The sequence below is a fragment of the Paraburkholderia domus genome (genome assembly GCF_905220705.1).
Classification (GTDB): domain Bacteria; phylum Pseudomonadota; class Gammaproteobacteria; order Burkholderiales; family Burkholderiaceae; genus Paraburkholderia; species Paraburkholderia domus.
The window spans coordinates 77,070-101,868 of sequence record NZ_CAJNAT010000018.1 but is presented as its reverse complement, the minus strand read 5'-3'; the positions used below and the strand labels follow the sequence as shown (position 1 = coordinate 101,868).

27 protein-coding genes are annotated in these 24,799 nt (G+C 63.5%); 15 read left to right on the top strand and 12 right to left on the bottom strand.

What is annotated here, in order from left to right:
• Nucleotides 1-67 precede the first annotated feature (67 nt).
• From flhF to KHO31_RS25900, 3 genes are read left to right on the top strand one after another with little or no spacing between them, the layout of a single operon-like run.
• Nucleotides 68-1,963, top strand: coding sequence for a flagellar biosynthesis protein FlhF (flhF, locus tag KHO31_RS25910; RefSeq protein WP_211624405.1), 1,896 nt, complete (start codon nucleotides 68-70; stop codon nucleotides 1,961-1,963).
• Nucleotides 1,956-2,825 (top strand): nucleotide-binding protein, encoded by an 870-nt coding sequence (locus KHO31_RS25905; protein WP_201071360.1) that lies wholly within the window; start codon nucleotides 1,956-1,958, stop codon nucleotides 2,823-2,825. The genes flhF and KHO31_RS25905 overlap by 8 nt, the downstream gene beginning before the upstream one ends.
• 28 nt (nucleotides 2,826-2,853) lie before the next feature.
• Entirely contained in the window at nucleotides 2,854-3,588 is a 735-nt protein-coding gene (locus tag KHO31_RS25900) for an RNA polymerase sigma factor FliA (RefSeq protein ID WP_054038479.1), read from the top strand.
• A 51-nt stretch (nucleotides 3,589-3,639) separates the two neighbouring features.
• On the opposite strand, the gene KHO31_RS25895 is transcribed toward KHO31_RS25900, so the two are convergent.
• From KHO31_RS25895 to flgA, 5 genes are all read right to left on the bottom strand, one after another.
• Nucleotides 3,640-4,050, bottom strand: coding sequence for a type II toxin-antitoxin system HicB family antitoxin (locus KHO31_RS25895; RefSeq protein WP_201140172.1), 411 nt, complete (start codon nucleotides 4,048-4,050; stop codon nucleotides 3,640-3,642).
• Nucleotides 4,047-4,229: a type II toxin-antitoxin system HicA family toxin gene (locus tag KHO31_RS25890; RefSeq protein WP_201085811.1), complete on the bottom strand. Its 183-nt coding sequence runs from the start codon at nucleotides 4,227-4,229 to the stop codon at nucleotides 4,047-4,049. The genes KHO31_RS25895 and KHO31_RS25890 overlap by 4 nt, the downstream gene beginning before the upstream one ends.
• 307 nt (nucleotides 4,230-4,536) lie before the next feature.
• The gene (locus tag KHO31_RS25885) at nucleotides 4,537-4,983 is read right to left on the bottom strand and encodes a flagella synthesis protein FlgN (protein WP_201071355.1); all 447 of its coding nucleotides are present in this window, start codon (nucleotides 4,981-4,983) and stop codon (nucleotides 4,537-4,539) included.
• 94 nt (nucleotides 4,984-5,077) lie between these two features.
• The gene (gene flgM / locus KHO31_RS25880; protein WP_211624403.1) at nucleotides 5,078-5,437 is read right to left on the bottom strand and encodes a flagellar biosynthesis anti-sigma factor FlgM; all 360 of its coding nucleotides are present in this window, start codon (nucleotides 5,435-5,437) and stop codon (nucleotides 5,078-5,080) included.
• A gap of 186 nt (nucleotides 5,438-5,623) precedes the next feature.
• The gene (flgA, locus tag KHO31_RS25875) at nucleotides 5,624-7,150 is read right to left on the bottom strand and encodes a flagellar basal body P-ring formation chaperone FlgA (RefSeq protein ID WP_201085813.1); all 1,527 of its coding nucleotides are present in this window, start codon (nucleotides 7,148-7,150) and stop codon (nucleotides 5,624-5,626) included.
• A gap of 227 nt (nucleotides 7,151-7,377) precedes the next feature.
• Between flgA and flgB the strand changes: the two genes are divergently transcribed.
• The 12 genes from flgB to flgL all read left to right on the top strand — a co-directional run bounded on the left by flgB (nucleotide 7,378) and on the right by flgL (nucleotide 19,814).
• Nucleotides 7,378-7,872: a flagellar basal body rod protein FlgB gene (gene flgB, locus KHO31_RS25870; RefSeq protein WP_201071349.1), complete on the top strand. Its 495-nt coding sequence runs from the start codon at nucleotides 7,378-7,380 to the stop codon at nucleotides 7,870-7,872.
• A gap of 109 nt (nucleotides 7,873-7,981) precedes the next feature.
• Nucleotides 7,982-8,407, top strand: coding sequence for a flagellar basal body rod protein FlgC (flgC, locus tag KHO31_RS25865; RefSeq protein WP_093640844.1), 426 nt, complete (start codon nucleotides 7,982-7,984; stop codon nucleotides 8,405-8,407).
• A gap of 10 nt (nucleotides 8,408-8,417) precedes the next feature.
• Complete coding sequence (locus KHO31_RS25860) at nucleotides 8,418-9,149, top strand: flagellar hook assembly protein FlgD (RefSeq protein WP_201071347.1); 732 nt, start codon at nucleotides 8,418-8,420, stop codon at nucleotides 9,147-9,149.
• Between the two features lie 43 nt (nucleotides 9,150-9,192).
• Entirely contained in the window at nucleotides 9,193-10,728 is a 1,536-nt protein-coding gene (locus tag KHO31_RS25855; protein WP_201071344.1) for a flagellar hook protein FlgE, read from the top strand.
• Between the two features lie 19 nt (nucleotides 10,729-10,747).
• A complete protein-coding gene (flgF, locus tag KHO31_RS25850) occupies nucleotides 10,748-11,506 on the top strand; it encodes a flagellar basal-body rod protein FlgF (protein WP_201071341.1) in 759 nt (252 codons plus the stop codon).
• A 30-nt stretch (nucleotides 11,507-11,536) separates the two neighbouring features.
• A complete protein-coding gene (gene flgG, locus KHO31_RS25845; RefSeq protein ID WP_201071338.1) occupies nucleotides 11,537-12,325 on the top strand; it encodes a flagellar basal-body rod protein FlgG in 789 nt (262 codons plus the stop codon).
• Between the two features lie 30 nt (nucleotides 12,326-12,355).
• Nucleotides 12,356-13,054: a flagellar basal body L-ring protein FlgH gene (gene flgH / locus KHO31_RS25840; protein ID WP_211624401.1), complete on the top strand. Its 699-nt coding sequence runs from the start codon at nucleotides 12,356-12,358 to the stop codon at nucleotides 13,052-13,054.
• Between the two features lie 2 nt (nucleotides 13,055-13,056).
• On the top strand, nucleotides 13,057-14,253 hold the full coding sequence (locus tag KHO31_RS25835; protein WP_236061253.1) for a flagellar basal body P-ring protein FlgI: 1,197 nt from the start codon (nucleotides 13,057-13,059) through the stop codon (nucleotides 14,251-14,253).
• Between the two features lie 12 nt (nucleotides 14,254-14,265).
• Nucleotides 14,266-15,264: a flagellar assembly peptidoglycan hydrolase FlgJ gene (flgJ, locus tag KHO31_RS25830; protein ID WP_201071331.1), complete on the top strand. Its 999-nt coding sequence runs from the start codon at nucleotides 14,266-14,268 to the stop codon at nucleotides 15,262-15,264.
• 412 nt (nucleotides 15,265-15,676) lie between these two features.
• Entirely contained in the window at nucleotides 15,677-16,450 is a 774-nt protein-coding gene (locus KHO31_RS25825) for a flagellar brake protein (RefSeq protein WP_201071328.1), read from the top strand.
• Between the two features lie 156 nt (nucleotides 16,451-16,606).
• On the top strand, nucleotides 16,607-18,583 hold the full coding sequence (gene flgK, locus KHO31_RS25820) for a flagellar hook-associated protein FlgK (protein WP_201071325.1): 1,977 nt from the start codon (nucleotides 16,607-16,609) through the stop codon (nucleotides 18,581-18,583).
• A 10-nt stretch (nucleotides 18,584-18,593) separates the two neighbouring features.
• On the top strand, nucleotides 18,594-19,814 hold the full coding sequence (gene flgL / locus KHO31_RS25815; protein ID WP_201085814.1) for a flagellar hook-associated protein FlgL: 1,221 nt from the start codon (nucleotides 18,594-18,596) through the stop codon (nucleotides 19,812-19,814).
• Between the two features lie 155 nt (nucleotides 19,815-19,969).
• Here flgL and fliR read toward each other — a convergent pair whose 3' ends face one another.
• The 7 genes from fliR to fliL form a co-directional block, all read right to left on the bottom strand.
• Nucleotides 19,970-20,752 (bottom strand): flagellar biosynthetic protein FliR, encoded by a 783-nt coding sequence (gene fliR, locus KHO31_RS25810; RefSeq protein ID WP_201071319.1) that lies wholly within the window; start codon nucleotides 20,750-20,752, stop codon nucleotides 19,970-19,972.
• A 46-nt stretch (nucleotides 20,753-20,798) separates the two neighbouring features.
• Nucleotides 20,799-21,068 carry a flagellar biosynthesis protein FliQ gene (fliQ, locus tag KHO31_RS25805; RefSeq protein WP_201071316.1) on the bottom strand — a complete coding sequence of 90 codons (270 nt, stop codon included), beginning with the start codon at nucleotides 21,066-21,068 and terminating at the stop codon, nucleotides 20,799-20,801.
• A 65-nt stretch (nucleotides 21,069-21,133) separates the two neighbouring features.
• The gene (fliP, locus tag KHO31_RS25800; protein ID WP_201071313.1) at nucleotides 21,134-21,967 is read right to left on the bottom strand and encodes a flagellar type III secretion system pore protein FliP; all 834 of its coding nucleotides are present in this window, start codon (nucleotides 21,965-21,967) and stop codon (nucleotides 21,134-21,136) included.
• On the bottom strand, nucleotides 21,967-22,500 hold the full coding sequence (fliO, locus tag KHO31_RS25795; RefSeq protein WP_236071476.1) for a flagellar biosynthetic protein FliO: 534 nt from the start codon (nucleotides 22,498-22,500) through the stop codon (nucleotides 21,967-21,969). The genes fliP and fliO overlap by 1 nt, the downstream gene beginning before the upstream one ends.
• A 128-nt stretch (nucleotides 22,501-22,628) precedes the next feature.
• Nucleotides 22,629-23,093: a flagellar motor switch protein FliN gene (gene fliN, locus KHO31_RS25790; protein WP_201071309.1), complete on the bottom strand. Its 465-nt coding sequence runs from the start codon at nucleotides 23,091-23,093 to the stop codon at nucleotides 22,629-22,631.
• Nucleotides 23,086-24,084 (bottom strand): flagellar motor switch protein FliM, encoded by a 999-nt coding sequence (fliM, locus tag KHO31_RS25785; RefSeq protein WP_201071307.1) that lies wholly within the window; start codon nucleotides 24,082-24,084, stop codon nucleotides 23,086-23,088. Before fliM ends, fliN begins: the two co-directional genes overlap by 8 nt.
• A 50-nt stretch (nucleotides 24,085-24,134) precedes the next feature.
• Nucleotides 24,135-24,641: a flagellar basal body-associated protein FliL gene (fliL, locus tag KHO31_RS25780; RefSeq protein WP_201071305.1), complete on the bottom strand. Its 507-nt coding sequence runs from the start codon at nucleotides 24,639-24,641 to the stop codon at nucleotides 24,135-24,137.
• Nucleotides 24,642-24,799 lie beyond the last annotated feature (158 nt).

Genomic DNA, 24,799 nt, shown 5'->3' with positions numbered 1-24,799 from the left:
TCAATGGGAAGCGGTGTGTTGCCGGTCCGTTAGTCCGTAAGTCCGTTTAGCTCATCGGGGGTCCAGCTTGAACATTCGTAAATTTGTCGGTGCTACCAGTCGCGATGCTCTGCGTCTCGTGCGCGAAGCTTTGGGCCCGGATGCCGTCGTTTTGTCCAATCAGACGATGGACGACGGCAGCGTCGAGATCGTCGCACTAGCCGACAGCGACCTCGCCGCCATCACGCCGAAAGCGCCGCGCGGTAGAGCAGGCGCACCGCTGGCCGCACCGATGAACGCCTTGGCCGGACAACAGCCCGCCCGCGCCAATCCGACGATGCAAGCGAATCCGTATGCGAGCGGCATGCCCGATGTGTTCTCGTCCGTGTTCGGCGCAAGCCCGGAAGCAGGAGCCGAGAACATGACGTCGAACGCCGCCGGCGCTGCTTCAGGCTCAGCCGCGAAGTCCGCCGTCCCCGCCGCGCCGAAGGCCGCGCTGCCGAACGCCTCCAAAGCAGCGCTGGCCACACCTGCCGCGGCATCGCCGTCGCAACCGATCAGCATCGAGCAACCCAGCGCCCGCGCTGCGGCGACGCGTCTCACCGACGACATCCGCGCCGATCTGCTCAAAGCCGCCGGCATGCCGGCAGCGCCCGCCACGCCTGCAGTCGATGCGCCGCGCACGATGGCCGAATCGAATCCCTGGCTGATCGACCACGCTCGCCGTATCGCGGCCGAACAGCAGGAACAAGGCGCGTACAGTGCGCGCCCCGCAGCGATGACACCCGCTGCCGCAATGGCCAAGGGCCTCGGCGCCGCGGTCGAGCCGACCGCACAACCGGCCGTGCCGCCAGTCACCGATACGCCCGAGTGGGCTCGTGAAGCCGCGCAAGTCGCCGCGCGCCGCGCCGCCCAGAAAGTTGCCCCGCCGCTGCCTACCGGCGACGACGCCCGCACGCCCGCCTCGGTCGCCGAAGCGATCAAGGCGCGTATGGAGCAGGTGGTCAACGACACCGTGATGAGCGAGCTGTCGTCAATGCGCGGGATGATGGAAGAACACTTCGCCGGCCTGTTGTGGGGCGATCGCCAGCGCCGCAGCCCGACGCGCGCCGCACTCACCAAGCATCTGTTCGCCGCCGGTTTCTCCGCGCAACTCGTGCAGATGATGGTCGACAACCTGCCCGACGACGTCGACAACATGGAAGGCGGCATGGCGTGGGTGCGTTCAGTGCTCGAATCGAACCTGCCGGTGATGGAAGACGAAGACGCGCTGATGGAGCGCGGCGGCGTGTTCGCGCTGATGGGCCCGACGGGCGTCGGCAAGACCACGACCACCGCCAAGCTCGCCGCGCGCTGCGTGATGCGCTTCGGCGCCAGCAAGGTGGCGCTCCTCACGACCGACAGCTACCGGATCGGCGGCCACGAACAACTGCGCATCTTCGGCAAGATTCTCGGCGTGTCGGTTCACGCGGTGAAGGACGGCGCCGATCTGCAGCTCGCGCTCTCCGAGTTACGCAACAAGCACATCGTGCTGATCGACACGATCGGCATGAGCCAGCGCGACCGCCTGGTGTCCGACCAGATCGCGATGCTGTGCCGCGCCGGACTGCCGGTGCAGCGTCTGTTGCTGCTCAACGCGACGAGCCACGGCGACACCTTGAACGAAGTCGTGCAGGCCTATCAGCGCGCGCCGGATCAGCAGCCGCTCGCCGGCTGCATCCTGACCAAGCTCGACGAAGCCACCAATCTGGGCGGCGTGCTCGATACGGTGATCCGCTACAAGCTGCCGGTGCACTACGTGTCGACGGGTCAGAAGGTGCCGGAAAACCTGTACGTCGCGACGAAGAAATTCCTGATCAAGAGCACGTTCTGCATTCCGCGCGACAACTCCCCGTTCGTGCCGCACGACGACGACATTCCGGGGCTGCTGTCCGCGTTGTCCGCGCGTTCGACGGCCGAACTGCACGAGGTCCGCTTTGGATAAGCTCATCTCCGACCAGGCAGAAGGACTGCGGCGCCTGTTGGCGAGAAGCGGCTCGCGCGTGCTTGCGGTGATGGGCGGCTCGGCCGGCGTGGGCTGTACGACGACGGTGGTGAACCTCGCTGCGGCGCTTGCGCAACAGGGCAAGGACGTACTCGTGATCGACGAGTGTCTTGGCGAGAAATCGGTGAGCGCGACGCTTGGCGGCGTGCGCGGCGCAGGCAATTTTGCGGCGGTGATGCGCGGCGAGATGACGCTCGACGATGCCGCCGCGCGCCATGCGCTCGGCTTCTCCGTGCTGGCCGCCTCGCGCCACCACCGCGAAGGCCACACGGCTGAGCAGTTTGGCGTGGTGTTGCGCGGCTCCGCCGACATCGTGCTGATCGATGCGCAACTCGACCCGCAAGGTCACCTCTCGCCCCTCGCGATGCAGGCGCACGACGTGATGATCGTGACAAGGGTTGCCGCGCAAGCGATCACCGAGGCGTACGCGTGCATGAAGCGTCTGCACTACGCACACGCTACCGCGCAGTTTCGCGTGCTGGTGAATCACGTGCAGAGCGTGGACGACGCGCATACCGCATTCGTCAATCTGGCCGGTGTGGCCGGACGCTACCTGACGGTGGCACTGGAAGACGCCGGTTGCATTGCCGCCGATGCGCGGATGGCGCGAGCCCTGGAGTTGTCGCGTTGTGTCGTCGATGCCTTCCCATCGACACCGGCAGCGCGCGACTTCCGGCACCTCGCCGCCGAATTGCAGTACTGGCCGATGCGGCCAGCGATGTCGTCGCAAACGCCCTGGATGGCGCCTGCGACAGTTACAGCGGCGCAACACGCCGACCAACCGTCCGTGCAGCACGCCTGAGAGGCGGCACAGGGACAAGGGGAGCACGATGTATAACGCTCAGGGAAAGATTTCCCAAGCCGAAGTTCTGACGAAGTACGCGCCTCTGGTGCGTCGCCTCGGCTTGCAGCTCGTTGCCAAGATGCCGGCGAGTGTCGATCTCGACGACCTGATCCAGGCCGGCATGATCGGACTGCTGGACGCGGCGAGCCGCTACAAGGAAGACCAGGGCGCGCAGTTCGAGACCTATGCCAGCCAGCGGATTCGCGGCGCAATGCTTGACGAGTTGCGCAGCAACGATTGGCTGCCGCGCAGTTTGCGGCGCACTTCGCGTGAAGTCGAATCTGCCGTGCACAAGGTTGAACAGAATCTGGGCCGCTCGGCGAGCGAAACGGAGATCGCCGAGCATCTGCAGATGCCGCTCGACGAGTATCAGTCGATGCTCCAGGACCTGCACGGCAGTCAGCTGATCTATTACGAAGACTTTGACCGTTCCGCGGACGACGAGCCGTTTCTCGACCGTTACTGCGTCGATCATTCGGACCCGCTGTCGGCGCTGCTGGACGACAGCTTGCGCTCGGCGCTAGTCGAGGCGATCGACCGCCTGCCGGAGCGCGAGAAGCTGCTGATGTCGCTGTACTACGAACGCGGCATGAACCTGCGCGAAATCGGCGCGGTCATGGAGGTCAGCGAGTCGCGGGTGTGCCAGCTGCACAGCCAGGCCGTGGCGCGCTTGCGCACGCGTCTGCGCGAGATGGCCTGGGCGAACGCCGAGGCGACTTAAGCTTTGGTGGATTGATGTTCGAGCGGCGGTGCGCGAAACGTCCGCCTTTGCTCATGCATTCGCCATTTCATGCTCGGCGGCCAGCGCGAGAAACGCCGAACGCGACATGCCGCGCGCCTGTGTGTAAGCGTCGATATCGTGAACCAGCGTCTCGGGCAGCGAGATATTGATGCGCACCGCTTTCTTCAACGCCGGAATATTCCGCGTTGTCACGAAACCCCACGTAAAACCCGCGTAGTCCGGATTGCGCCGATGCTCATCTAGCGTCAGCCGTTCGGGGATCGGCAAGCCTTCGTCGAGCAGCGTATCCAGATGCGCCTCGATCGCTTCCTTCGCGTTCGTATAGGCTTCTTCCAGCGAATCACCCGCCGAATGACAACCCGGAAGGTCGGGAACGACCACGCCGAACGCCAGATGCGTGTCACCAGGCTCGATCGCGATCGGGAAAATCAGGTTTTTCATTTCAGGCCCGCCTGTTTCAAGATGCTGTTCAGTGTGCCGGGTGGAAGATCTTTCTTCGGATGCGGGATGGTCACGAGCCCGGCTTTTACCGCGTGCCGGAATTGATGGTGACTGCCCGATGTGCGAATCAACCGCCAACCAGCGGCTTGAATCAGCTTGACGACCTCGGCACTGTTCATATTGCACTCCTCGGATCATACACACGATTACACAACCTCGCTAGTGGGTAACGTTCCGCTTGGCCCGTCGGAAGCAGCGTGGAAAAGCTGCGCGTGACGGCGGGTAACCTCAGTGGGGGAGCCTGTGATTTCAACGTGACGAAGGATTCCGCGCTACCTGGCCGGATGGCCAACGCGCGCAGGAGGAGGGCGTAGGTACCCTGTGTGGGAGGGGAAAACAAAAGGGCTCGTCAAAGACGAGCCCTTTTGTTCAATGCAATTTACTCAACCGCGTCAGCGCGTGAAACGCGCCGTTCCAGCGAAATCTTCAAGCGGCCGGACGCGCGGGAATCCGGCCATCCGGTCCGTAGAAGCCGGCTTTCTGCGGGACGGCCACTTGTAGCGCCGTCAGTGCTCGCTGGTTGTAGTCCATCCGCACGCGGATCAATTCACCGTTACTCGTATTGAAGCGCCGCGCCCGTTCGGCGGCCTTTTGCAGTAGCGACCATTGCCCGGCGATCCGCGCATCCGCGCTGGCCGCGAGCTCCATGCCGGGCCAGCCGGCCGGCAAACCCATTTCCGCAAGCAGCGTATCGCGGGTGGTCTCGAGCTTGGCGAGCACGCCGATCAGTTCGGTTTTCTTCTCGACGATCGGCGGCAGCAGTTCCAGCGGCGACAAGGCGGTCAGTGCCTTGGTCTCGAGCGTCAGAATCGAGGCAAAAGCCTCGACGGCCGAATATTCTTCGATGAGGGTGGCAAGCAGGGCGTCTTTCATCTCAACAACTCGCTGAACACGGCGGCTCGCACATGATCTGCGAGCCGGGTTTGTCGAATGCCGCCCGGCAATTCACCGTACTTCGATGCGTCGATTAGTTGCCGGTCGACGAGGTTTTGCTTTGCAACAGTTCGCGTGCGGTGTTCAGCACGCCGTCGGCGATCTTGCTCGAATCGATCGTCAGCGAGCCGTCTTTGATGGCTGCCTTGATCGACTCCACATGCGCCGTGTCGATATCGGCCGAACCGGACGCCGCGAGGCTGCGCAGATGCTGCGACAGACCCGACAGGCTGACGCTGGCGTCGCCCGAGCTCGAACCGCTGGTGGTGGTCGGCGAGTTCGTGCCCGCACTCTGCGCATTGCTGTTCGCGGTCGCCGCGTCGCTTTGCTGCGAGCGGGACAGGGCGTCTTTCAACGTCGGCAGATTCGAATTGGTTGTGGAATCGACTTTCACGATTGGCTTCCTGAACGATTTGATTCTGATAACGGCAACCCGTGATCAAAACTTTAGCGCAATCGCTCCGGGCGTTACCTTTCCTTACAAGTCGATTTGACCCCGCGACGGGCTCTATGGCCGCTATATCCACAGCGCCTGAAGCCGCATCGGCGCGCAGGCTGCCGGGCTTGCGGCCGCCCCGCTTCACAGCTGGATCTCCACCGTCGAACCATCCTTGACGATGCCGGAGATGATCTGGCCGTTGGCCGTCTTTACCCGGACTTGCTGGCCTGGCGAGGCATTGTTCATCGCGCTGCCTTCCGCCGAAATCGCGAAACCCTCGCCGGCCGCGACGACCCGCACCGTTTGCCCGATCGACACCGCCGACGCGCTTTTCAGCATGTCGCGGCGCAGCGGCATGCCGCCGGCGATGCGCACGAGCGATACCGAGCCGACTGCCTGCGACGGGTCCGTGACGATCGCCTGCGGCAGACCGGTCAGGTCGCCGTCGCGCGCAACGAGGTCGGCGGCGGTGAGCACTTCGCCCGGCGCCATCGCGCGGGCGGCCAGATAGTAGGTGGCGCGCAACGAAATGCGCGCTTGCAGATAAATAGTCCACGGCCGTTCGCCGGCGCAGCGCACGCCGACGGTCATGCGGCCCCACAGGCGCGCGCCGCTTGGCATGAAGGGTTCCAGCGTCGTGCAGGCCGCGAGGCCACGCGGGAAGGCGGGCGACACGGTGATATCGACCTTGCCGGGCAAGCCGGCCGATTGCTGCTGCAAGAAGGCGAGCGCGGCAGTGCGAATCGCCTCGGCGTCTTGCTGGCCGGCCGGCGGCACGGGTTGCGCCACCGCTGCGGGTTGCAGATTCTGCTGCGCGACAGCCGGCGCCACCTGGCGCATCGAGGGCGTGCGGGCGATGGTGGCGGGCGGGGTCGGCATCGGTGCGGGTGTCGGGGCAGCGGCCGCCGTGGTCACGACAGGCTTGCCGTTCGCGCCCAACTGGGGCGGCTCACCGCGCGATGCAAGACTGTCGAAGCCACCGGCAGCGGGTGCGCTGGCGGCTATGCCGTTCGGTGCATTGGCGATGACTGACTGCACGCCGGCGGCCTGCCGCCCGGCATTGAGTGACGGCGTCTGCGTCACCACAACCGGCACAACCTGACGGGAGCCCGGCGCCCCATTGACGCGTGCCATGCCGGTCGCTGGATTAGCTGCAGCCGCAGCCAGGCCGGCACTTCCAGTCGCGGGGATTGTCACGACGCCGTTCGCGTCGGGCTTGAAGTTGGTGCGGATCATTTGCGGTGCGGCAGGCGGTTCGCCCGCGCCCGGAATGACGATCGAGCCGCTTGCGTTGGCGGCGCGCGTGAACTGATCGGCGTCGCGCGCAGCCGGTCCCGGCGTCAGCGACTGCGCGGTGGCAGCGGCCAAACTCGCCGCGGACCCCACGCGCCTCGCCGGTGCCGCTTGCATCTGCGCCGCCAGGTCGTTGAGGGCGGCCGGATTCTTTTCTCCCGGACCGGGAATCACGATTGGCCCGCCGGCGTCCTGAGCCTGCGCGGCGGCCGGCAGCAGCACGATGCCGCCAGCGACCCATACAGCCAGGCTCATGACGAGGCGAGTCAGCAGACGGGGCGCACCGCGCGAAGTACGCCGCACTACGTCCGCACCCACGCGATGCGCCGCCGCGCGGCTCGCGCGGTGCGTCAGATCGAAGGTGGGCTGGTCCATCGTGATTCTCCATCGAATGCATCGGTACGCCTTGCATTCTAGTGAGCGCCCCCATTGCGCAAACGTTGAATAGAAGCCCCCTTTCCCGGTTATTCGTCCGATTGCCGCTTGCGTTCGGCCCATAAGATGCACCTCATGCAAAAAGGTCTTTCCGCCCGGCGCAGTCCTCACGCGAGGCTCAGCGAGGTGCGAGCGGGAAGCCTCGGGAACGTTCTCCGGAGATTTATATGCTGGACAAACTCGATGCCGAATTCGCCTTTGGCCGCCAGGCGCTCGATGTGCGCGCTTACCGGCAGGAACTGCTGTCGTCGAATATCGCCAACGCCGATACCCCCGGGTACAAGGCGCGCGACGTCGACTTCGCTTCGTCGCTGGCCGGCGCGCTGAAGAAGACGGGCGGTAGTACGGGCACGGGCGCCTCGAACAACTCGACGCTCGCCATGACGCAGCCCGCAGGGGTGACGAGCGGCATGTCGATGGTGTCGACCGCGCCGGGCCACATGTCCGGCCGCGCGACGCTGACACCGACCGGCGGCACGCCTGACGATTACGGCAATCTGCAATACCGCATTCCGCTGCAACCGGCGCTCGACGGCAACACGGTCGACATCGATACGGAGCGCGTGCAGTTCGCGGACAACACGTTGCACTTCGAATCGGGCATGACCGTGTTGTCGAGCCAGATCAAGACGATGCTCGCGGCAATCCAGTCGGGCTCGTAAATAGCCGGCACAACGACCGGCGCCGCACAGAGTCACGCAGTACGCAGGAACAAATCGCTACGGGATTTAACTTGAGGCCGGGTCGAACCGGCAGGAGAGGTCAGGAAACATGCCATCCCTGATGAACATTTTTGGTGTTGCAGGCTCCGCGATGTCAGCGCAGTCGCAGCGGCTCAACGTCACGGCGTCGAATCTCGCCAACGCGGACAGCACGACCGGCCCCGACGGCCAGCCCTACAAGGCCAAGCAGGTCGTGTTCGCGGTCAGCCCGATCGGCGGCGCCCGCACGGGCTCTGGCCAGCAGATCGGCGGCGTGCAGGTCACCGGCGTGGTCGACGACCCGACGCCGATGAAGACCGCCTACGACCCCGGCAACCCGGCAGCCAATTCGGACGGTTACGTCACGCTGCCCAACGTCGACCCGGTGCAGGAAATGGTCAACATGATCTCGGCCTCGCGCTCGTACCAGGCCAACGTCGAGACCCTGAACACCGCCAAGACACTGATGCTGAAAACGCTCACGATCGGAACCTGAGGAGAATTCCTTGACCACCAATACCACCATCGGCAGCAACGGCACGAACGTGTCGCAGACGCTGCTCGATACGATGAACGGCACCAGCAGCACCAAGAGTGCGACCAGCGCGACCAGTTCGACGGGCAGCACGTCGGGCACCTCGGCGACCGATCTGCAGAACACCTTCCTGCAACTGCTCGTCGCGCAGTTGAAGAACCAGGATCCGACCAATCCGATGGACAGCTCGCAGATGACTTCGCAGCTGGCGCAGATCAACACGGTGTCGGGCATCAGCCAGCTGAACACGACGCTCAGCTCGCTCGCCACGCAGATGTCGGCAGGCCAGCAGTCGCAAGCCGCGCTGCTGATCGGCTCGACCGTGCTCGCGCCGGGCAGCTCGGTGACCGTCGCGAGCGGCAAGGCCAGCTCGTTCGGCGTGCAGCTCGCCAACGCAGTGGGCGATCTGCAGGTGGTGGTGAAGAATTCGGCAGGCCAGATCGTCAACACGATCGACCTCGGCAAGCAGTCGGCCGGCACGATTCCGGTGGGCTGGACGCCGACCGACACGGCCGGCAACACGCTGCCCGACGGCACCTACACGATCAGCGCGGTCGGCACGATCAACGGCCAGCAGGCTACGGCCACGACGCTCGCGGGTGCAACGGTGCAAAGCGTCGTTTCGCAGAGCAACGGTACGCCGGGCCTCGTGCTGTCGAACGGCACGACCGTGGGGCTGACCAGCGTCGCCGCCATCCTCTGATTCAGATTCAGTCAGTTACGACTTTCCAGATACGGAGACCGTCATGGGTTACCAACAAGGTTTGAGTGGTTTGTCGGCATCGTCGAGCGACCTCGACGTGATCGGCAACAATATCGCCAACGCGAATACGGTTGGCTTCAAGAGCGGCGCGGCTCAATTCGCCGACATGTACGCCAATTCGGTGGCGACGGCGGTGGGCAATCAGATCGGTATCGGTACGAAGCTCGCCGACGTGCAGCAGCAGTTTTCGCAAGGCACGATCACCAGCACCAACCAGGCGCTCGACGTCGCCATTAACGGCAACGGCTTCTTCCAGCTGTCGAACAACGGCTCGCTGGTGTACTCGCGCAACGGCGTGTTCCAGCTCGACAAGAACGGCTACATCACCAACGCGCAAGGCCTGCAACTGATGGGCTACGCCGCGAACAGCTCGGGCATCATCAATACCGCGCAAACCGTGCCGCTCAGCGTGCCGACCGCGAACATCGCGCCGCAAGCCACCACCAAGATCGTCGCCGGCCTGAACCTGAACGCGCAAGATCCGCTGATGCTCGGCACGCCGACCGTGGCGACCGTCAGCAGCACGGGTACGCTCTCCACCACCGGCGCGACCATCACGAATACGGCTTCGGGCACGAACAACGACAACTACACCGTCACGTTCCCAACCCCGACCACCTACACGGTGACCGACAACACGCTCGGTACGTCGACCAACGGCGCGTACACCGCCGGCACGGCGATCCCGCTCGGCAACGGCCAGACCATTACGTTCAACGGCGTGCCGGCTGCTGCGGGCACGGACAGCTATACCGTCAAGCCGACCGCCGTCGCGTTCAACCAGAACAGCTCGTCGACGTACAACTACTCGACCAGCACGACGGTCTATGACTCGCTTGGCGGCTCGCAGACGGTCAACATGTACTTCGCCAAGACCTCAGCGGGCACGTGGAACGTGTACGCAGGCACGTCGACTGGCACGGCAAACCTGGTTGGCCAGGCGAACTTCAATTCGTCGGGCACGCTGCTCGGCACGACCCAGGTTGTGACACCGGTGGCGAATCCGCCGACGTTCACTGCGACCACCACGCCGTTCGTCTACAACTTCAGCATTCCGACCACCGACGGTTCGTCGACGCCGCAGAACCTGACGCTGAACATCGGCGGTACGACGCAATACGGCGGCAAGGATGGCGTGAACTCGCTGCAGCCCGACGGCTACGCAGCCGGCACGCTGACGAGCTTCACGATCGGCGCCGACGGCACGCTGACCGGCAACTATTCGAATCAGCAGACCGCGGCGCTCGGCCAGATCGTGCTCGCGAACTTCTCGAACCAGAACGGCCTCGTGAACCTCGGCAACAACGAGTTCCAGCAGACCTCCCAATCGGGCGTCGCGCAGATCTCGGCACCGGGCTCGACCAACCACGGCGTGCTGCAAGGCGGCGCGGTGGAAAACTCGAACGTCGACCTGACGAGCGAACTGGTCAACCTGATCACCGCGCAACGCAACTATCAGGCGAACGCGCAGACGATCAAGACCCAGCAGACCGTCGACCAGACCCTGATCAACCTGTAAGCGACCGGGACTCTCCATCATGGATCGGCTGATCTACACCGCGATGTCGGGCAGTACACAAGCGCTCGAACAGCAGGCTATCGTTGCCAACAACCTGGCGAACGCCTCGACCACCGGCTTTCGCGCGCAACTCGCGACTTTCCGGGCAGTGCCGATGGCGTTCGGCGACGGCAGTTCGATCAACGACAACACCACGCGCACCTTCGTGCTGTCGTCGACGCCGGGCGCCGACTATACGCCGGGGCCGATCCAGCAGACGGGCAACCCGCTCGACGTGGCGATTCAGGGGCCGGGCTGGCTGGCGGTGCAAACCGCCGACGGCAACGAGGCTTATACGCGTGCCGGCAATCTGCATATCGACGAGAACGGACAGCTGGTGAACGCCCTGAACCAGACGGTGCTCGGCAACGGCGGTCCGGTATCGGTGCCGCCGGGTGCGGAAATCACCATCGGCAAGGACGGCACGGTGTCCGCGCTGACGCCGGGCGATCCGCCGACCGCGGTGGTGACCGTCGATCAGCTGAAGCTGGTCAATCCGGATCCGCAGACCATGACGCGTGGCGACGACGGCCTCTTTCGGACCGCCGACGGCAACCCCGCCGATGCCGATCCGGCCGTCACGCTGGCGCCGGCTTCGCTCGAAGGCAGCAACGTGAATCCGGTGAGCGCGATGGTCTCGATGATCACCAACGCACGCCAGTTCCAGATGCAGACCAAGCTGCTGGAAAACGCGGACAAGAACGACCAGTCTGCCAACCAGCTGCTCAGCTTTAGCTAACGGGTTGCTTCGGCACCCAGGAGAAGAAGAATGAACCGCTCACTCTACATCGCCGCTACCGGCATGAATGCGCAACAGGCGCAGATGGACGTGATTTCGAACAACCTCGCGAACGTCAGCACGAACGGCTTCAAAGGCTCGCGTGCGGTTTTCGAGGATCTGCTGTATCAGACCATCCGCCAGCCGGGTGCGAACTCGACGCAGCAAACCGAACTGCCGTCCGGCATCCAGCTCGGCACTGGCGTGCAACAGGTCGCCACCGAGCGCCTGTACACGCAGGGCAATCTGCAGCAGACCGGTAATTCGAAAGACGTCGCCATCAACGGCCAGGGCTTCTTCCAGGTGCAGATGCCCGACGGCACGACCGCTTACACCCGCGACGGTTCGTTCCAAACCAATGCGCAGGGCCAGCTGGTAACGTCGAGCGGCTATCAGGTCATCCCGGCCATCACGATTCCGACCAACGCCACCTCGCTCACGATCGGCAGCGACGGCGTGGTGTCGATCACCGTCGCCGGCTCGACCAACAGCCAGCAACTCGGCTCAATGCAGCTCGCGACCTTCATCAACCCGGCCGGTCTGGATGCGAAGGGCGAAAACCTGTTCGCGGAAACCGCTTCGTCGGGCGCGCCGAACATCGCGCAACCGGGCCTGAACGGCGCCGGCACGTTGAATCAGGGGTACGTGGAAGCATCGAACGTGAACGTGGTGCAGGAACTGGTGAACATGATCCAGACGCAGCGCGCTTACGAAATCAACAGCAAGGCCGTGACGACCTCCGACCAGATGCTGCAGACCCTCAGCCAGATGCAGGTTTGAGGGACAGGGAATTAAGAGGCGGTAATCAAGATGTCGCACTTCACTCGCAATCCGGTCCATTCGCATACCGCTCAGGCACTCGTGCAGCTCACGCTGCTTACGGCGCTGGGCGGTTGCGGCCTCGTGCCGAAGCAGCCGATCACGCAGCAACCGATGACGGCCGTGCCGCCGATGCCACCGCAGATGCAAACGCCGGGCTCGATCTACAACCCGGGTTACGCGGGCCGGCCGCTGTTCGAAGACCAGCGGCCGCGCAATGTCGGCGACATTTTGACGATCGTGATTCAGGAAAATGTCAACGCGACGAAATCGTCGGGCGCCAACGCGAACCGGACGGGCAGCACCAACTTCAGCGTACCGACGGCGGGCTTCCTGGCTGGACTGTTCGGCAAAACCAACCTGAGCGCGAATGGCGCGAACGTGTTCAACGGCACTGGCGGCGCGAACGCGTCGAACACCTTCAACGGCACGATCACCGTGACGGTGACGGGCGTGCTGCCGAACGGCAACCTGGCGGTGAGCGGCGAGAAACAGATGTTGATCAACCAGGGCAACGAATTCGTGCGTTTCTCCGGCGTCGTGAATCCGAATACGATTTCCAGTCTGAATGCCGTGTACTCGACCCAGGTGGCCGATGCGAAGATCGAATACTCCGCGAAGGGCTATCTCGACGAGGCCGAAAACATGGGCTGGCTGCAGCGCTTCTTCCTCAACGTGTCGCCGTGGTGATCATGCGTACCGTCTTCTCCCGCTCCGGCCGCTTCGCGCGACTTGCCAAACTGGCTCGGCTTGGCCGAGTGTGTGCGTTCATCGCGTTGGCCTGCGCGGCGCTGCCGGCGGCGACCCCCGCCTATGCCGAACGTCTGAAGGACCTTGTACAGATTCAGGGCGTGCGCGACAACCCGTTGATTGGCTACGGTCTCGTTGTCGGCCTCGACGGCACGGGCGACCAGACCACGCAGACGCCGTTCACCACGCAGACGCTCGCCAACATGCTGGCGAACCTCGGCATCTCGATCAACAACCAGGCGGCGGGCTCGAGCAACTCGCAATCGTCGCTGTCGAACATCCAGTTGAAGAACGTCGCCGCGGTGATGGTGACAGCGGTGCTGCCGCCGTTCGCGCGTCCCGGTGAAGCGATCGACGTGACAGTGTCCTCGCTCGGCAATTCGAAGAGCCTGCGCGGCGGCACGCTGCTGCTCACGCCGCTGAAGGGCGCGGACGGCCAGGTGTATGCGCTTGGCCAAGGCAATGTGGCGGTCGGCGGCGCCGGCGCGAGCGCGAACGGCAGCAAGGTTCAGGTGAACACACTCAATGCGGGCCGCATCTCCGGTGGCGCGATCGTCGAACGCGCGGTGCCGACCTCGGTGTCGCAAGCGGGCACGATGCAACTCGATCTGAATGAGATGGACTATGACACCACGCAGCGCGTGGTGGCAGCGGTGAACAACGCATTCGGCAGCGGCACGGCCACGGCGCTCGACGGCCGCACGATTCAACTGCGCGCGCCGTCCGATCCGGAACAGCAGGTCGCCTTCATGGCGCAATTGCAGAACCTCGACGTCAGGCCGGCGCAAGCCGCCGCGAAGGTGATTCTGAACGCGCGCACCGGGTCGATCGTGATGAACCAGATGGTCACGCTGCAAAGCTGCGCGGTGGCGCACGGCAATCTGTCGGTGGTGATCAATACGCAGCCGGTGGTGAGTCAGCCGGGCGCGTTCTCGAACGGCCAGACGGTAGTGGCCAAACAGTCGCAGATTCAGATGAAGCAGGACAACGGCGCACTGAAGATGGTGACCGCCGGCGCAAATCTCGCCGAAGTGGTGAAGGCGCTCAACGCACTGGGTGCGACGCCCGCGGATCTGATGTCGATCCTGCAGGCCATGAAAGCGGCGGGCGCTCTGCGCGCCGACCTGGAAATCATCTAAGGACGACACAAGATGAATTCGGATACGACCAATTCCGCCAATGTGGCGAACGACCTGACCCAGCGCTTCGCGCTCGACGTGCAGGGTTTCGGCAAATTGAGTGCGCAGGCCAAGGCTTCGCCGCAAGCCGGCATGAAGATGGCCGCTCAGCAGTTCGACGCGGTGTTCACGCAGATGATGCTGAAGAGCATGCGCGATGCGACGCCACAGGATGGCCCGTTCGATTCGCACGACAGCGCCACCTTCACGTCGATGATGGATCAGCAGTTGTCGCAACAGCTGTCGCAGAAGGGCATCGGCGTGGCTGACGCGATGCTCAAGCAGATGATGCGCAACCAGGGTATGCAGGTGGGCGGCGCGAGCGGTGCAAACGGCGGCCTCGCCGGCATGGCCAATTCGTTGGGTGGCGGCAGCAGCGGCGACGAAGGTCAGACTGCGGCGCTGAACGCGCTTGCCAAGGCCTATGGCAATGCACAGGCCAACGGCCAGTTGGCGATGGGCAAGGGCTACTCGGCCAACAGCGCACTGACTCCGCCGCTGAAAGGCGACGGCAGCTCGTCGAAGGTCGATGCCTTCGTCGACAAGCTGGCCGAGCCGGCGCAAGCCGCCAGCGCGGCAACCGGCATACCGGCGCGCTTCATCATCGGCCAGGCCGCGCTCGAATCGGGCTGGGGCAAGAGCGAGATCAAGAAGTCGGACGGTTCGACCAGCCACAACGTGTTCGGCATCAAGGCGACCAAGGACTGGACCGGCAAGACCGTCTCGACGGTCACCACCGAATATGTGAACGGCAGGCCGCAGCGCACCGTCGAAAAATTCCGCGCGTACGACTCGTACCAGGAAGCGATGACTGACTACGCGAGCCTGCTCAAGGGCAATCCGCGTTATGCGCAGGTGATCAATTCCGCGCATGACGTGAATGGCTTTGCCAACGGCATGCAGCGCGCAGGTTACGCGACCGATCCGCATTACGCGAAAAAGCTGATGTCCATCATGCAGAAAATGGGCTGAGCTGCCGTTAATGCAGGAGTGCGGTCGTAGTTGGCTGCGCAGTTGATCAGTTTATGCAGTTTGATTTTCTCGAATAAAGCCATGCACGCGACGGGGCCAGGTGCATAACAAGACGGACGAGGCCGGCCGCCTACGGGCGGCCGGTCGAACCGCGAGACCGGCGTGCTCGCCGCCCAGTATTCGATGTCCCCGGACTTCACCCACGGCATATCGGTTTTAACGTTTGCGGCAAATATTTCATTACAGCGCCCTAAATTTTGGCTGAGTGCTGCCGCTAATCAGTTAGACCCGATACCGGAAAGCGTTGTAATGTCCGGTTGAATGCGCGTGCTGCGGCTTCGATGAAGACCGCGCGAAAGCCCCGGCAGGAGCCCTGGCACGCGCCCGCAAGAACATGCATACCGGCAAGCCCATGGATACTACCCAGTCGCACGGTCAGACCGAAGCTCCCGGCCAGTCGCACGCCTCGCTAGACGAAAGCGCACCCGATTTCGGCCGTCGCAATCCGCTGGAGATTGGCGTTCAGTTACGCAATCTCGTCAATCGAGGCGATTTCCTCACCGTTGAATACGCGGGCGGTCAGCTCGTGACGCGCCTGCTCGACGTCGACGTGCGCGGACGCACCTTCACTTTCGATTGGGGTGCACTCTCCGATCAGAACAAAGGCTTATTGGGCGCGCCGCGCTGCCAGTTCCACGCGTCGCCTGATGGCGTGCGTGTCGAATTCGCCACCGGCACGCCGCGCGAAACCCGCTATGAAGGACTGCCCGCATTCGAGTCCGACTTCCCCGAGGTGCTGTTCTACGTGCAGCGCCGCGAGTATTTCCGCGTCGATGCGCCGATTCTCGATCCGTATATGTGCAGCGGCCGTTTGCCCGAAGGCGATACGTTCCGCTTCGAGGTGCACGATCTGTCGCTCGGCGGCGTCGGCATGCGCACCACGGATCAACGCGTGGCCGAATTGCCGATGGGCACGCGGCTGCAGGATTGCGAACTGTCGCTCGGCTCGCTCGGCCGGCTTTCGCTCGATCTGCAACTGGTGTCGCACCGCTCCACCGCATTGCCGAACGGCACGCAACGTTACCAACTCGGCTTTCGTTTTCTGACGCTGCCGGGCAGCGCCGAAAACACGCTGCAACGCCTGATTACGCAACTCGAAATGAAGCGCCGCGCGCTGGCGCGCTGACAAGCGAAAAAGCCTTGCGGCTCATGCCTCGCAAACGTTGAAACAAACGTCGAACAAGCATCTGGATGGCCCTCAATTTTTTCTCGTGGGGGCCGTTAAACAAGATGTTCAAGCAACGCGGTGGCACGTGGTCGGTGTCGCCCTTCAGGATGACGCATGTCGAGCAACCTCATCAATCTCGGACTCAGTGGACTGAACGCAGCCCAGTGGGGACTCACGACGACCGGCCAGAACATCAGCAACGCGTCGACGCCAGGCTATACGATCGAAACCCCCGTCTATGCGGAAGCCGGCGGCCAGTACACCGGCTCGGGTTTTCTGCCGCAGGGCGTCTCGACCGTCACCGTGACGCGCCAGTACAGCCAGTATCTGACCACTGAGCTGAACAACGCGCAGAGCTCGGGCAGCTCGCTGACGGCGTACAACACGATGATCTCGCAACTGAACAATCTGGTCGGCAGCCCGACAGCCGGCATTGCAAGCGCGATCACCAGCTACTTCACCGGTTTGCAGAACGTCTCGAACAACGCATCCAGCCTGTCCACCCGCCAGGGCGCGATAAGCGGCGCGCAGACGCTCGTCAACCAGATCAATGCCGCGGGTCAGCAATACGACGCGATGCGCCAGAGCGTCAACACGCAGCTCAGCAACACCGTTGCGCAAATCAACAGCTATACGCAGCAGATCGCCCAGTTGAACGGGCAGATCTCCCAGGCCAGCACGCAAGGTCAGCCGCCGAACCAGTTGATGGATCAGCGCGATCAAGCCGTATCGAACCTGTCGCAACTGATCGGCGTGAACGTCGTAAACAGCAACGGCAGCTACAGCGTGTTCATGGGCAACGGCCAGCCGCTCGTATCGTCCACCAATAGCTACAACTTGGGCACGGCGCCTTCCACAGGCGACACCAGCGAACTGTCGGTGCAGTATCTCGGCCAGGCCGGCGCGAACCCGGCCGCCGCGCCGCAAAACCTGCCGGATAGCAAGGTCACGGGTGGCACGCTCGGCGGTCTGCTGGCGTTCCGCAGCCAGACTCTCGATCCGTCCGAAGCGCAACTCGGCGCGATTGCGGTGAGCTTTTCCGCCCAGGTCAACGCGCAGAACGGCCTCGGCATTACGCTCGCCGGCACCCAGGGCGGCGCGCTGTTCTCAGTGGGTGGCCCGACCGTCTACGCAAACCCGCAGAACACCGGTAACGCGTCGCTGAACGTCTCGTTCGCGAATCCCGCGCAGCCGACTACCGGCGACTACACGCTGGCCTTCAACGGCAGCACCTACACGCTGACCGACAATTCGACCGGCAACGTGGTAGGTTCGGCGGCCAATCTGACCCAGCCGATCAACGGTCTGAATTTCTCGACCACCGGCACGATGAATGCCGGCGATTCGTTCACGGTCGAACCGACCCGCGGCGCGCTGAACAGCTTCAACACGGCGACCACGGATCCGTCGGCGATTGCCGCCGCGGCCCCGGTGCTCGGCGCCGCAACGCCGAGCAATACCGGCACCGGTACGATCACGCAAGGCACGGTGACGGCGGGTTACACGATGCCGAATGCGACCACCACGCTGTCGTACAACGGCGCGGGTCTCTCCGGCTTCCCGGCCGGTTCGACGGTGACGGTAGCGGGCACGCCCCCCACCTCTTACCCGATCGCCACAGCGGCGACCGTGGTGCCGTATTCGTCGGCCACGGGTGCGTCGCTGACGATCACCAACCCGGCCTTGGGCCAGATGAACAACGTCTCGGTGACGATCAGCGGCGCACCGGCTGCCGGCGACACGTTCACCATCGGCCCGAACACCGGCGCAAGCAACGACGGCCGAAATGCGCTGGCGCTGTCGAACCTGTCCGCGGCGAAGGTATTGTCGGGTGGCACGGTCACGCTGACCGGCGCGTATGCGAACTACGTCAACCAGATCGGCAACCAGACCAACCAGATTCAGACCTCGAGCACGGCACAGACCTCGCTGGTGACGCAGATCACCACGGCACAGCAGTCGGTTTCGGGCGTGAACATCAACGAAGAAGCAGCCAACCTGCTTCAGTATCAGCAGCTGTATCAGGCGAACAGCAAGGTCATCCAGACTGCGCAGACCCTGTTCCAGACGATACTCGGCATCTTCCAGTGAGGCGTTGAACATGCGCATCTCCAGCACGCAGTACTTCAACATGAACGTGGCGACGATGAGCGATCAGCAAGCTCAGTTGTCGCAGTTGTATCAACAGATCTCGACAGGTGTAAGCCTCTCCACGCCGTCGGACAATCCGCTCGGCGCGGCACAGGCGGTCTTGTTGAGTTCGACGGCGACGAGCCTGTCGCAATACACGACCAATCAGGGCTCGGCGCTCTCTTCGCTACAACAGGAAGATTCGACGCTGGGCAGCGTCAATACGGTGCTGCAGAGCATTCACACGCTGGTGCTGAGCGCTGGCGACGGTTCGCTCAACAACGGCGACCGCGGCTCGATCGCGACACAATTGCAGAGCTTGCGCAGCCAGTTGATGACGCTCGCCAATGCGACCGATCCGCAGGGCAACGCCTTGTTCGGCGGCTATCAAAGCACCGCGACGCCTTACACCACCAACTCGGCCGGCGTTGTGACTTATTCGGGCGATACCGGTTCGCCTTCCATGCAGGTCACGTCGGGGCATACGATTCAGACCGGCGACAATGGCATCGCGATCTTCGGCAGCGTTGCAGCAATCGGCACGAGCTCGGTGCCGGCCGCGACGGCCGGCAATACCGGCACGGGCGTGATCAGCACCGTCAGCCTGACGAACCCGACCAATCCGGCGAATGCGGATACGTACAGCATCAACTTCACGTCGGCGACCACCTACACGGTGACCCAGACCCCGCCGACCGGGGCGCCGACCACGAGCGCGCCGCAACCGTTTACGGCCGGCTCGGCGATCACGCTTGGCGGCCAGACGGTGAACATCACTGGCGCACCGAACGCGGGCGACAGCTTTTCCGTTACGCCGGCCACGCAAGGCAGCATGGATGTGTTCGCCAATCTGAGCCAGTTGATCAACACGTTGCAATCGCCGCTGTCCGGTGGCGCCTCGACGGCCAGTTTCCAGAGCGCGCTGACCACTAGCATGACCCAGCTCGAAAACACGATGAACAACGTCGTCACCGCTCAGGCGGCGGTGGGTGGCCGCGAGCAGCAAGTGCAAGCGCTGCAGACCGTTACGCAGACCAACACGTTGCAGACGGCGAGCAATCTGGCGGATCTGACCCAGACCGACATGGCCAAGACGATCGGCCAGTACACGATGACGCAGAACGCGCTGCAGGCGGCGCAGCAGGCGTTTGTGAAGATTCAGAGCGTGTCGCTGTTCCAGTACCTGAACTAAGCGGACGCTCAGTCTGAAAGAGAGAAGGGCGGAAGCCGGTATGAGCCGGTTCCGCCCTTCTTTGTTTTGGGTGGCCGATGTGTGGCGAGAGAGCGTGAGCGACGTGCTCAGCAGGTGCGGCTGACGCGAAGCCGGTCGCCGTCCCGGAAGCCGTGCTACTTAAACCCGGCCGCCACGCGTCCCATCTGATCGATGCCGACGTCGAACAGGCGCATGAAGAACGGAATCATGTTCGGGATCATCAGCTGCAGGAGCAGCATGCCGATCAGCATCGTCAGCGGGAAACCGATCTGGAATACGCCGATTTGCGGCGCGGCGCGGTTCAGAATGCCGAGCGAGATATTGGTGATCAGGAGCGCGACGACCACCGGCAGCGACAGTAGCAGGCCCGCCGAAAACACCGTGCTGCCGAAGTTCGCCAGCGTGCGCCAGCCGGGCGCGCCCAGAATGTTCGCGGACACCGGCACTGACTGAAATGTAGTCAGCAGCGCGCTGATCATCTGCAGGTGGCCGTCGATTACCAGAAACACCAGCATGGCGATCGTGGTCATGTAGCTCGACAGCACCTGGCTCGAACTGCTCGCCTGCGCGTCGAAGAACGTCGCGAAGCCGAGGCCCATGCCCAGACCGACGAAATCGCCGGTGGCGCCGATCGCCTGAAACACGATCTGCATCGTCATGCCGAGCGCGATGCCGATCAGGAACTGGTTGACGATGATCCACACGCCTTCGGCGGAAAACACCGTGACTTGCGGCAGTGCGCCGAGCGTGGGCGCGACGATGATCGTGATGAAAGCGGCGAGGCCGATCTTCACGCGCATGGGCAGCGAGCGATTGCCGAGCACCGGCGCGGTCGCCACCAGCGCGAGAATTCGCACGAACGGCCACAGGAACGCCGTGAGCCAGGCGTTCAGTTGGGCGTAGGTGACGGAAAACATGACGGTGGGTGAGGGCGGAAGCGCCGAGCAGAGGCCGGGGCCGCGCTCAGTTGACGAGCGTCGGGATGTTGGTGAGCGTCTGGCGCAGATAGTCGAGCATGGTGGTCAACATCCACGGACCGGCGATCACCATCGTGATGGCGATCGCGAGCAGCTTCGGAATGAACGACAGCGTGCTTTCGTTGATCTGCGTGGCGGCCTGGAACAGGCTCACTACCAGACCGACCACCAGTGCGACGAGCAGCAACGGCGCGGCGAGCAGCAGGCCGACATACATGGCCTGGTGCGCGAGCGTCATGACGGATTCTTGATTCATGGCGAGTCGACCGGAAGCGTGAAGGGTTGAGTGAGCTGGTTAAATGAGCTGGCTAAATGAGCCGGTTAAACAAAGCTCTGCGCGAGCGAGCCGAGCAGCAATTGCCAGCCGTCGACCAGCACGAACAACATCAGCTTGAACGGCAGCGAGATGGTGGCGGGCGACACCATCATCATCCCCATCGACATCAGCACGCTCGCTACCACCATGTCGATGATCAGGAACGGGATGAAAATCGTGAAGCCGATCTGGAAGCCCGTTTTCAGTTCGCTCGTCACGAACGACGGCACCAGCAGCGACAGCGGCACGTCTTCCGGGCCTTGCATCGGCGCGGCGTGCGAGATGCGGGCGAACAACGCGAGATCGCTTTCGCGGGTCTGGCGCAGCATGAAGGTCTTGAACGGCGCGAGGCCGCGGCTGACGGCCGTCTCCATCGGCATCGAGCCTTCGGAGAACGGCTTGTAGCCATCGTTATAGGCCTTGTCCAGCACCGGCGACATCACGAACAGCGTGAGGAACAGCGCGAGACCGACCAGCACCTGGTTAGGCGGCGTGGTCGTCGTGCCGAGCGCTTGGCGCAGCAACGACAACACGATGATGATGCGCGTGAAGCTCGTCATCATCAGCACCATCGCCGGCAGGAATGACAGCATCGTGAGCAGCAGCATTGTCTGCACGCTCAACGAGTAGGTCGTGCCACCGTTCGGGCCCGGGCTCGTATTGAAGGCCGGCAAGCCGGCGGTTTGCGCGAATGACAGCGTTGGCAGCGCGAGCATCAGCGCCGGCAATGCGACTGGCGCGACACGGCGCAGGACGGGGATGACTTTCGAGGCGGCGCTAGACATGCGAGTGGCGTGCGCGCGGCGCACGAATTGCGCTGATTGAAGACTGAACTGCATTACCGATCCCCGCTGCCTTGCCCATTGAAACGTTTGCCCACTTCGCCTTTTAAAGCGTCGCGAAAGCGTTGGCCGAAGCTGCCGGGCAGCGCTGCACCCGAAGAACCCGATGCGCCTGGTGCGGCCGCTTGCGTGCCTGCGACCGGGTCGACCGCGGCCGAGCCGGCGGGCATCGTGTGCAGCAGACGCACATTACCGGGCGCCGTGCCGAGCACGAGCCACGTATTACCGATCTCGACCACGGCGACCCGTTCCTTGCCGCCGAGCGAGGCACCGCCGATTGTCTTCACGAGGCCGCCGCGATTGGCGGGCTGCAAGCCGAAGCGGCGCGCGAGCCATGCACAGGCGAACACCAGGCCGATCACAACCAGCAGGCCGACGATGGTTTGCAACACCGCGCCGACGCCAAGCGCCGGAACGGCCGTGCCGGCACCCACACCCGACGCGATTTTCGCGGCGTTGTTGACCGCGTTCATGTCGGCTGCGTGTGCGGCCGATGGTGCGAATGCCGCCATGGCGGCCAGTGCGGCCATTAGCGCCGACGTAGCCGCGCCCGTTGCCGCGGTTGCCGCGAGGCGAGCGCGATGGAGATCGTTGCGCGACGCATGCGACTCAGGTGAACCATGCGACATGCGCGACGCGGCGCGACCGGCAACGCGTTTCATCGATTCAGCTTCCGGATGCGTTCGGACGGCGTGATGATGTCGGTCAGGCGGATACCGAACTTGTCGTTCACGACCACCACTTCGCCCTGAGCGATCAGGCAGCCGTTGACCAGCACGTCCATCGGTTCGCCGGCCATGCCGTCCAGTTCCACAACTGAACCCTGCGCGAGTTGCAGCAGGTTGCGGATCGCGATCTTGGTGCGGCCGAGTTCGACGGTCATCTGGACGGGAATGTCCAGGATCATGTCGATGTCATTGCGCGTCGAGGTCGGTTCGACCTTCGAGAGCGGCTGGAACACGCCTGCGGTGGTCGCGCTGACTTCCGTGTTGTCGTTCTGCTCGGCCAGCGCGCTGGCCCAGTCGGCCATCGCCGCTTCGTCTTCGGCGCTGGCTGCATCGGCGGCCAGTTGCGGCTCGCCAGCGGCCAGTTCGGCCTCAGTCTTTGCGTTCAGGTCACTCATATCCACCATCCTTCATTGTGTCGGCTGCGCTGATCATTTTCTGGACCCGCAACGCGTACTGACCATTGAAAATTCCGTAGCCGCATTCCATCACCGGCACGCCGTCGACTTTAGCCGTGATGTGTTCGGGGATGTTGATCGGCAGAACATCGCCCTTGCGCATGTTCAGGATCTGTTCGAACGTGACCGGCACCTGGGCTAAGTCGGCGGTCACTTCCACTTCTGCTGCCTGCACCTGCTGCGACAGCACGCGGACCCAGCGGCGGTCGACTTCGAGCGCCTCGCCCTGGATCGGCGACGAGAGAATGTCGCGGATCGGCTCGATCATCGAATACGGCATGCAGATGTGCAGCGTGCCGCCCGTCGTGCCGAACTCGATCGAGAACTGCGTGACGATGACGATTTCGTTCGGCGTCGCCACGTTGGCAAACTGCGTGTGCATTTCCGAGCGTACGAATTCGAACTGCAGCGGGCGCACGCTTTTCCACGATGCCGCGTAGTGCTCGAACGTGAGATTGAGCAGCTTCATGATGATGCGCTGCTCGGTTGCCGTGAAATCGCGGCCTTCGACGCGGGTATGGAAACGCCCGTCGCCGCCGAACAGGTTATCGACCACGAAGAACACCAGATTCGGGTCGAACACGAACAGCGACGTGCCGCGCAACGGCTTCACGTGGACCAGATTCAGGTTGGTCGGGATCGGCAGATTGCGGGTGAACTCGCTGTACTTCACTACCTTCACAGGACCGACGGAGATTTCCGCCGAACGCCGCATGAAGTTGAAGATACCGACGCGCAACAGACGCGCGAAGCGGTCGTTGATGATTTCAAGACCCGGCATCCGGCCGCGGACGATGCGTTCCTGCGTCGCGATGTTGTACGGGCGTACGCCCGCACGGTCGGTCTGCTCGGCTTCCGAGTCGGACTCGCCGGTGACGCCCTTGAGGAGGGCATCGACCTCCTCCTGGGACATGAACTCTTCGTGGCCCATTCCTTATTCCTCGTGCGTCCGGCGGTTAATGATGGCGGCGTGAAATAAGTTCACTGCACGACGAATTCGGTGAACAGCACGTCCTGGACATGGATCGGCGCCGCGCCTTTATCGGTCGGCTCTTCGATCAGGGTCTGGAGTTCGGTGGCCAGCGCGCGTTTGCCTTCGAGGGGCGCGAGTTCTTCCGGGTGTTTGTTCGACAGTGCGAGGAGGATGCGGCTGCGCACTTCCGGCATATGGTCGGTGAGTTCCTGCTGGGTTTTCGGGTCGTTGAGCTTGAGCGTCAGGCCGATCCGCAGGAAGTGTTGCTGACCGTCGTCCGATTGCAGGTTGACGGTCATTGATTCGAGCGGGAAGAACAGCGGCACGGCGAGTGGCGCCGGCGCGCTGGCCATTGCCGCTGCCGCGGGGGCTGGGCTGCGCTGGGACATGAAGAACCACACACCCGCGCCGGCAGCGCCTGCGGCGATGACCGCGATGAGGACGATCAGGAGAATGCGCTTCAAGGGGCCCGGCGAGGCGGGCGCGGCTTGCTGGTTTGCGGTCGTGGTTGCCATGAGGTTTGCTTTGCTTGCCTTTAGTGCTGGTGATGGTGATTGTTGTTTATTTGCCTGCGGCGCGATGGGTCGAAAAGAAGGGTTATTGAGGGCTATCTCTGGTTTTTGCCCGTTCGGGCGGATGATCGCCTCGCGGCGTGGGTTTTGGTTTTTTTGCC

What these genes read in the sequence shown, in the direction of transcription:
- KHO31_RS25835 (WP_236061253.1), top strand. Translation starts at nt 13,057, where the DNA reads ATGCGTACCGTCTTCTCCCGCTCCGGCCGCTTCGCGCGACTTGCCAAA.
- flgJ (WP_201071331.1), top strand. Translation starts at nt 14,266, where the DNA reads ATGAATTCGGATACGACCAATTCCGCCAATGTGGCGAACGACCTGACC.
- fliO (WP_236071476.1), bottom strand. Translation starts at nt 22,500, where the DNA reads ATGGCCGCACTGGCCGCCATGGCGGCATTCGCACCATCGGCCGCACAC.
- flgL (WP_201085814.1), top strand. Translation starts at nt 18,594, where the DNA reads ATGCGCATCTCCAGCACGCAGTACTTCAACATGAACGTGGCGACGATG.
- KHO31_RS25890 (WP_201085811.1), bottom strand. Translation starts at nt 4,229, where the DNA reads ATGAACAGTGCCGAGGTCGTCAAGCTGATTCAAGCCGCTGGTTGGCGG.
- fliM (WP_201071307.1), bottom strand. Translation starts at nt 24,084, where the DNA reads ATGGGCCACGAAGAGTTCATGTCCCAGGAGGAGGTCGATGCCCTCCTC.
- flgB (WP_201071349.1), top strand. Translation starts at nt 7,378, where the DNA reads ATGCTGGACAAACTCGATGCCGAATTCGCCTTTGGCCGCCAGGCGCTC.
- flgG (WP_201071338.1), top strand. Translation starts at nt 11,537, where the DNA reads ATGAACCGCTCACTCTACATCGCCGCTACCGGCATGAATGCGCAACAG.
- KHO31_RS25895 (WP_201140172.1), bottom strand. Translation starts at nt 4,050, where the DNA reads ATGAAAAACCTGATTTTCCCGATCGCGATCGAGCCTGGTGACACGCAT.
- flgA (WP_201085813.1), bottom strand. Translation starts at nt 7,150, where the DNA reads ATGGACCAGCCCACCTTCGATCTGACGCACCGCGCGAGCCGCGCGGCG.
- fliQ (WP_201071316.1), bottom strand. Translation starts at nt 21,068, where the DNA reads ATGAATCAAGAATCCGTCATGACGCTCGCGCACCAGGCCATGTATGTC.
- fliN (WP_201071309.1), bottom strand. Translation starts at nt 23,093, where the DNA reads ATGAGTGACCTGAACGCAAAGACTGAGGCCGAACTGGCCGCTGGCGAG.
- flgH (WP_211624401.1), top strand. Translation starts at nt 12,356, where the DNA reads ATGTCGCACTTCACTCGCAATCCGGTCCATTCGCATACCGCTCAGGCA.
- KHO31_RS25885 (WP_201071355.1), bottom strand. Translation starts at nt 4,983, where the DNA reads ATGAAAGACGCCCTGCTTGCCACCCTCATCGAAGAATATTCGGCCGTC.
- KHO31_RS25825 (WP_201071328.1), top strand. Translation starts at nt 15,677, where the DNA reads ATGGATACTACCCAGTCGCACGGTCAGACCGAAGCTCCCGGCCAGTCG.
- flgK (WP_201071325.1), top strand. Translation starts at nt 16,607, where the DNA reads ATGTCGAGCAACCTCATCAATCTCGGACTCAGTGGACTGAACGCAGCC.
- fliL (WP_201071305.1), bottom strand. Translation starts at nt 24,641, where the DNA reads ATGGCAACCACGACCGCAAACCAGCAAGCCGCGCCCGCCTCGCCGGGC.
- flgC (WP_093640844.1), top strand. Translation starts at nt 7,982, where the DNA reads ATGCCATCCCTGATGAACATTTTTGGTGTTGCAGGCTCCGCGATGTCA.
- KHO31_RS25900 (WP_054038479.1), top strand. Translation starts at nt 2,854, where the DNA reads ATGTATAACGCTCAGGGAAAGATTTCCCAAGCCGAAGTTCTGACGAAG.
- fliP (WP_201071313.1), bottom strand. Translation starts at nt 21,967, where the DNA reads ATGCAGTTCAGTCTTCAATCAGCGCAATTCGTGCGCCGCGCGCACGCC.
- fliR (WP_201071319.1), bottom strand. Translation starts at nt 20,752, where the DNA reads ATGTTTTCCGTCACCTACGCCCAACTGAACGCCTGGCTCACGGCGTTC.
- KHO31_RS25855 (WP_201071344.1), top strand. Translation starts at nt 9,193, where the DNA reads ATGGGTTACCAACAAGGTTTGAGTGGTTTGTCGGCATCGTCGAGCGAC.
- flgF (WP_201071341.1), top strand. Translation starts at nt 10,748, where the DNA reads ATGGATCGGCTGATCTACACCGCGATGTCGGGCAGTACACAAGCGCTC.